Below are 6,477 nucleotides of genomic sequence, written 5' to 3'. Positions count from 1 at the left end.
CGTCACGTTCCGAGGCGGTGGCTTCGAAGGGGATCAGGTCGTTGTCGTGGAAGGTGATGCCGTACGCGCCGAGTTCGCTGAGCCGGTGTACGGCCTCAACCGGATCCAGCGCCGCACGGGTGGCGACACCGAACGGGTCGGCGCCCGTCCAGCCAACGGTCCACAGACCAAAAGTGAATTTATCAGCGGGAGTGGGGTTTACAGTCATCGTTGGCACCTCTTTGGGCTGGATAGGTTGATGTATATTTTCTTCGGCTCGAATGCGCGTCCTTAAGCGTTTGCATCGACCAGGGACAAGCTGAGGCAGACACTCGGAGTTAGTAGGTGCTGTTGCGGATGTTTTCGAGTATTCTCAGAACCTCTAGAGCGTCTTCGGGGGGAACAGGGACGGCTCCGGAGCCTCGAAGGGCCGCGGCAACGCCTTCATAGAACGCTGGGTAGTTGCCGCGTTCAGTTGGGATTCGGGATGGCGCCGGATGCCCGGCAGCAGAAACTCCCAGCATTCCCCAAGTCTCCTCCGGCGCAGTTCCGTATCTTTCGTCAGTGGGTAGCATCCCCGACGCCAAGGCAGGCTCCTGACCGTCAAGCCCGTAGGAGACATAGGCGGCCTTTGTCCCCAAGACACGGAACCTCGGCCCCGGCAGTGCTCCAATCCTGCTCATCCAGAGCCTGGATCGGACTCCGGATTGGTGATGCAGTTCCACGAAACTAGCATCGTCATTACCCCCGCCCTCCCGGATCGTGCGCAGGTCGGACCGGAGGTCGGCAATGGGCCCGAATAGCATGAGTGCCTGATCGATCAAGTGGCTTCCCAGATCAAACGTGACCCCTCCGCCCAAGGATGCAGGTGTCAGATCTTGCCATCTGGAGTTCGCCTTAGGTGCCCAGTGCTCGAAGCTTGATTCGAATTGATATACGTCCCCAAGCTCGCCAGAGTCGAGCAGTTTTTTCACCGTCAGGAAATCCCCGTCCCACCGCCGGTTCTGAAAGACGCAAAGCGCCTTGCCCACCTCCTGGGCACGCTGGATCAGCTTTTCAGCCTCCGCGACAGAGGCTGCAAATGGCTTGTCCACCACTAGTGCCACTCCCCTGCCCAAGAAGGAAAGGCCCTGCTCCAAGTGGACGCCAGGAGGACTGGCAAGAACTACCAAATCCAGCTGGTCCGCTTTGCTTGCAAGTTCGTTGGAGTCAGCAACAATTTGCGCGTTGGGGTGCTCTGCTCGGGCCTGAGTGCGCCGTTCGGGATCATTTGTCGCTATGTAATCGAGGGAGAAATCGGGGCTGGCTTCGATGAACGGGCAGTGAAATACTTTCCCTGCAAGACCATATCCGATGACCGCGGTCCTGATTGGACGTTCGGGGGCTGAGGTCGTGATGGAAGTCATAGAGGCAGGATACGCCCCCGGCAATAATTTGTTCAAGCAAACCACATATACGTGCTGTGCCTCGACCGGGTCGCCGGAGGCCGTGGTGAAGTCTCCTGAAGGCGGGCTTTGGTGCATGCCGGAAAGGACGTTGTTCCATGGAAAAATCGTCGCGACCATCATCGGCTGACGTTCTGCCAACGACGAAGGTACCTTTTCGGAGCGAACCAGGGACCAGCCCAACCGGTTCAAGAACGGGCAACAATCTGGATAGCGTTCGACAACACAACCTGTCCACCATCCTTACCATGGTGCATCACGCCGGGAGCCTTCCCCGGACCACGATAACCCGCAGAACGGGGCTCAACCGCTCCACCGTCGCCGCCCTGGTGGGTGAACTATGCCAACTGGGATTGGTGATCGAATCCGCTGCGGAGGCCACAACGCAGGTGGGGCGGCCAAGCTCCGTTGTCCGCTCCAATTCCGGCACCATAGCAGTCGCCGTTAATCCCGAACTGGACGCCGTTACTGTCGGGGTTGTGGGCATGGGCGGAAGAGTCCAGAACCGGATCCGATACCCCACCGAAGGTCCACCCACGGCGAAGGAGGCAGTAAACATCGCTGCGGCCATTATTGCGGGCATACAGGGAGCGCTTCAGGAAGATACACGAATTGCCGGCATTGGAGTCGCCGTTCCCGGCTTGGTGTCACAACGCGACGGGATCGTCCGGCTTGCGCCCCACTTGGGCTGGAAGGATGAACCTGTCACCGAGATGCTGGCAGGAGCGACAGGGTATCCCACCTCGGCCGCGAATGACGCCAGCCTTGGTGCGCTTGCTGAGCGCACTTTCGGCGCCGGTCGCGGTGTTCAAGACATGGTTTACCTAAATGGCGGAGCCAGCGGTGTCGGTGGCGGAGTTATTTCAGGCGGTGTAGCGCTTGGGGGAACGAGTGGTTACGCAGGCGAGCTAGGACATATGCGCGTGCGCAGCAACGGCCACCCGGATAGCGCGGGCTCACGCGGGACCTTGGAGTCGGAGGTCAAGCGGGAGCGGCTGCTCGAAGTGTTGGGCCTGGCTTCAGCAGACGTTAACGAATTTGAGCAAGCTTTACTGGCCTCATCGTCCCTTGCGGTGCGATCTGAGGCCAACCGACAGCTGGATTTTCTCGGAGTGGCGCTCGGTGGCGCGATAAACGTCCTTAACCCCCGTCTGGTCGTGCTCGGAGGCTTCCTCGGATCACTCTACGCACTTAACCCGGAGCGGCTTCACAAAGTCGTGGCACAGGAGGCCCTCCCTGCATCCTGGAGCGATGTACACATCTGTCGGCCCGAATTGGGGGCAAACATCCTCATGGTGGGTGCAGCTGAGCTGGCCTTCGCCGCAATCCTCGCCGACCCTGCAGGCCTAGCAACGATAGAGGCCGGCCGTTCCCTGGAGAGCTCCAGCTAAAGGAACACCAATTGGATTCCCCGTGAGTTCACTGTTCAGAACAACAACGGCATTTCCATGACCGTTAGCAGCTACGGCGCCCGGCTCATCGAGCTCCAGGTGCCTGATAGAAGCGGAACACAGGACAACGTCGTTCTGGGCTTCGACGCAGCGTCCTCCTATAAGCAGCATCCCAACTTGTATCTTGGGGCAACCATTGGACGGGTTGCCGGCCGAATCAAGGACGGAAGGTTTCTGTCCCCAGGGCTGGATTTTCAATTGGGCCGCAACGAGGGGAAGCACCACCTGCACGGTGTTATCGAGCACCACTCATGATCAATGCGTCGTCAGTACTAGTTACAGATGCGGACCTCATATCCACCGGCGCGGTCGCCCCCGTTGCGAACTCCGCCCTGTACGACGCTGAATCTGGTCGCAGCATGGAGCTGCTTACGACCGAGACTTCGCTACAGGTCTACAGCGCAAACCGTCTGCCGAACCTGCACGGGCGCAATGACAGCCTGATCGCTGCAGGCCAGGCTCTATGTCTCGAGCCCCAACGGATTCCGGACTCAACGTCTCTTCCCGGATTCCCCTCTATCGTCCTGATGCCAGGGGGCGAGTACCTGCATACCAGCTGCTACCGGTTCCGCATCCGCTGATTCAACCCCGATCACGGGGTGCCTCAACCAGCTACCGCTTCTGCAGCTCCAGCAGTAAGGCGCCCGGCCTACACGGCTGAATCGTCGTTACTCGCAACTTAAACCCTACTGCTGCCGTTCCAGTGAGACTCCGACTCGCCTAAGCACCGCTCGACCTGTCTGCAGTAGAACTCATTCAAGCCCTGTAACTGCCGGAGTCACCCGGATTATCAGGGCCTTTCCCCATGCTTGAGAGCCTGGAGCCACAGCACAGACCCACCTTGGGGTAACGGAAGTGGTCATTGCTTTTTGTTGTTAGACCCGGCTATATTGGTTGCAAGTGACTTGCATCACTCTTGGGGGAATCGCAACAACTCTGTTTTCAAGGATGAGAAGGAGCTCACGCGTGACACAACACCCAACCCCCAATGGTGATGGTTTCCTGCTCAACGCTGAAGGAGTCAGCAAGCACTACGAAGGCGTGACTGCACTGGACGGAGTGGGGCTCCATGTGCGCCCGGCGGAAATCCATGCTCTGCTGGGTGGCAATGGGGCAGGTAAATCAACGCTGATCAATATCCTGTCCGGCCTGACCACCCCGGACGCCGGCACCATCACTTTCGAGGATCAACCGCTCGAGCTTCAGCGCCCCAGTGATGCGCTGGCACGGGGAATCAACACCATTCATCAGGAGCTCTCTCTGGTTCCGGCACTGACCACTTTGGACAACATCTTTCTTGGCCGCGAGGTGAACTCCAGGTTCCTGGGTTTGAAGGTGAAGCTGGACCGCCGCCACATGGAGGAACGCGTCCGGACACTTGCAGCCGAATTCGGCCTCTCCCAGGAAGACCTCCGATTGCCCGTGGGGGAGTTCGGAGCGCTGAAGAAGCGGGTGGTTGAGATCGTCAAGGCCCTGGCTTTCGACACAAGGCTGCTCATTCTTGATGAGCCCACATCAGGGCTGGAGGAAGAAGAACGCCTCAACCTCTTTGAACACATGCGCCGGCTGCGCGAAAAGGGGGTTTCCCTGATCTGGGTTACCCACCACCTTGAGGAACTTTATGGCCTGGCAGACACGGCCACCGTGTTCCGGGACGGACGCCGCGTGGGTACTGTCGGCGTCGCAGATACCACTGTTGATGACCTGCTGGGCCTGATGTTCGGAATCGCCGCCGGAGAATTCGGGGCTACGACCAATCCACCAGCGCTGTCGGAAACGGACGACGAAACCGGCGACGAGGTCCTCCGGCTCAACAACGTAAACCGGAGCTTTGTCCTGCGGGACATCTCCCTCACCGTACGCAAAGGCGAGATCCTGGGTATATCCGGCCTTGCTGGTGCAGGCAGGACGGAACTCGCCCGCGCCATCATGGGCATCGACAAGATCAGCAGCGGAACAGTGCACCTGAAAGGCAAGCAAGTCAGGTTCAGGGATTCCAGCACCGCATACCAAAAGGGACTCGCCATGTTGCCCGAAGACCGGAAGCAACTGGGGATACTGCCTGAACTCTCAGTGGCGGAAAACATCTCCATTTCCAGCCTTGACCAAGTTTCGCAATTCGGCTTTGTGCTCAAGAACAAGGACGAAACAAACCAGGCAGAAACCTACCGCCGCCGCCTGGGCATCAAGACCTCCGACGTAAAGGAGAAGATCAGAAACCTCAGCGGCGGCAACCAGCAAAAAGCAATCGTGGCCCGATGCCTGAACACTAACCCCGACCTGCTCATCTTCGATGAACCCACACAAGGAATAGACGTCTCGGCCAAAGTCGAAGTCCATAACCTGATCCGGGAATTCACCGCCAAAGGCGGTGCAGCCATCGTCATCGCGTCAGAACTGGCCGAACTTCTCGAGTTGAGCCACAGGGTCGTCGTCATGAAAAAGGGCCGGCTGGTCGGCTCAGTTGACAACATCCCCCACGCCCTCCTTTCGGGGCAATTCGAAGCCGTCAAAAACCGAATCCTTGCAATCTCCGCAGGCAGGACCGAGTCATGAACTTCCAAAGGACCGCCTCACGCATCCTTTCAGTCAACGGCGTCCCCATCGCCATCGCGCTGGTTATCGTCGTCATCATCTTTCAGATCATGTCCCCTGTTTTCCTCACGCCGGGAAGTGTCCGAGACTACATCAACAACGCCATCCCCATCCTCCTGCTCACTGTCGGCGTGGCTATCGTCATCGTGGCTGGAGGCATTGACCTTTCAGTCGGAACCGTTGCTGGCCTTAGCGCTGGAACAACAATGTGGACGTTGGTAAACGGGGCACCGACCTTGGTTGCAGTCCTGACAGGTGTTGGCACCGGGCTGGTCTTTGGACTCTTCAACGGGCTAATGATCACCCGGTTCGGTATCAATGACTTCATCGTCACCCTTGCCACGCTGAATATCGCCGGGGGGCTACTGATTGTCCTGACTGAACAGGTGCCCTTGCAGGGCGTGACCACGCCTGGCTTCTCTGACATCGTCTACGGCAACGTGTTCGGCATTCCCAGCGCCTTTTGGATTGCAGCCATCATTTTCGTGCTCATGCAGTTCTTCCTCGTCAAGACCGTCTTTGGGCGCCGAATTTTTGCAATCGGCATCGCGCCTTCAGCAGCGAACGTCGCCGGAGTGAACGTGGAGCGGGTACGGCTTGGAACCTTCGTGCTGTCTGGAGTGCTTGCCGGTGCCGCCGGCGTCCTGCTGGCATCCCGGCTGGGTTCGGTCCAGGCATTCCTGGGCAGCGGGTACGAATTTATTGCCATCGCAGGTGCCGTTCTCGGCGGAGTAAGCCTCGCCGGCGGCCGTGGTTCCGTTTGGGCTGCCGTAGCCGGCGGGCTCATGCTTGCCACACTCCAGCAAGGCCTCCGCCTCAATGGCGTGGACCCCGTGTACTTCAGCATCGTCACCGGGCTGTGCATCGTCGCAGGCGTCGTCTTCGACCGCCGTATCCAGCAGCTTGCACTCAGCGGCATAAGGAAGCGCCGCAGGACAGGTTCGGCGCCGCCTCCGCCTGATACGAGTCAGGAAGCCCATTTGCTTCGCACAGGAAAGCAGGACTGA

The 6,477-nt window shown here is 59.0% G+C and carries 6 protein-coding genes and 1 pseudogene; 5 read left to right on the top strand and 2 right to left on the bottom strand.

Annotated elements, in window-relative coordinates; translation table 11 throughout:
* Positions 1 to 208, bottom strand: a pseudogene (locus FDW81_RS14800) (xylose isomerase); the annotation flags it as partial.
* A 109-nt stretch (positions 209 to 317) separates the two neighbouring features.
* Positions 318 to 1,385 carry a Gfo/Idh/MocA family oxidoreductase gene (locus tag FDW81_RS14795; protein WP_138134977.1) on the bottom strand — a complete coding sequence of 356 codons (1,068 nt, stop codon included), beginning with the start codon at positions 1,383 to 1,385 and terminating at the stop codon, positions 318 to 320.
* Positions 1,386 to 1,780: 395 nt separating this feature from the next.
* Here FDW81_RS14795 and FDW81_RS14790 point away from each other — a divergent pair, with 395 nt between their 5' ends.
* The 5 genes from FDW81_RS14790 (at position 1,781) to FDW81_RS14770 (ending at position 6,477) form a co-directional block, all read left to right on the top strand.
* Positions 1,781 to 2,815 (top strand): ROK family protein, encoded by a 1,035-nt coding sequence (locus FDW81_RS14790; protein WP_240720313.1) that lies wholly within the window; start codon positions 1,781 to 1,783, stop codon positions 2,813 to 2,815.
* Positions 2,816 to 2,830: 15 nt separating this feature from the next.
* Positions 2,831 to 3,130 (top strand): hypothetical protein, encoded by a 300-nt coding sequence (locus tag FDW81_RS14785; RefSeq protein ID WP_255467120.1) that lies wholly within the window; start codon positions 2,831 to 2,833, stop codon positions 3,128 to 3,130.
* Positions 3,127 to 3,456 (top strand): hypothetical protein, encoded by a 330-nt coding sequence (locus FDW81_RS18765; RefSeq protein WP_138134974.1) that lies wholly within the window; start codon positions 3,127 to 3,129, stop codon positions 3,454 to 3,456. The genes FDW81_RS14785 and FDW81_RS18765 overlap by 4 nt, the downstream gene beginning before the upstream one ends.
* 385 nt (positions 3,457 to 3,841) lie before the next feature.
* Positions 3,842 to 5,431, top strand: a complete 1,590-nt coding sequence (locus FDW81_RS14775) for a sugar ABC transporter ATP-binding protein (RefSeq protein ID WP_171027231.1) — start codon at positions 3,842 to 3,844, stop codon at positions 5,429 to 5,431.
* Entirely contained in the window at positions 5,428 to 6,477 is a 1,050-nt protein-coding gene (locus FDW81_RS14770; protein WP_138134972.1) for an ABC transporter permease, read from the top strand. Before FDW81_RS14775 ends, FDW81_RS14770 begins: the two co-directional genes overlap by 4 nt.

Origin of the sequence: Pseudarthrobacter sp. NamB4 (assembly GCF_005796185.1) — a bacterium.
Lineage (GTDB): Bacteria > Actinomycetota > Actinomycetes > Actinomycetales > Micrococcaceae > Arthrobacter.
Note: the sequence above shows the minus strand (reverse complement) of the source record. Positions and strands in the feature narration are given on the sequence as shown.

Bases quoted from the DNA above. Each gene is read 5' to 3' on its own strand.
- FDW81_RS14795 (WP_138134977.1), bottom strand. From the start codon at position 1,385: ATGACTTCCATCACGACCTCAGCCCCCGAACGTCCAATCAGGACCGCG.
- FDW81_RS18765 (WP_138134974.1), top strand. From the start codon at position 3,127: ATGATCAATGCGTCGTCAGTACTAGTTACAGATGCGGACCTCATATCC.
- FDW81_RS14770 (WP_138134972.1), top strand. From the start codon at position 5,428: ATGAACTTCCAAAGGACCGCCTCACGCATCCTTTCAGTCAACGGCGTC.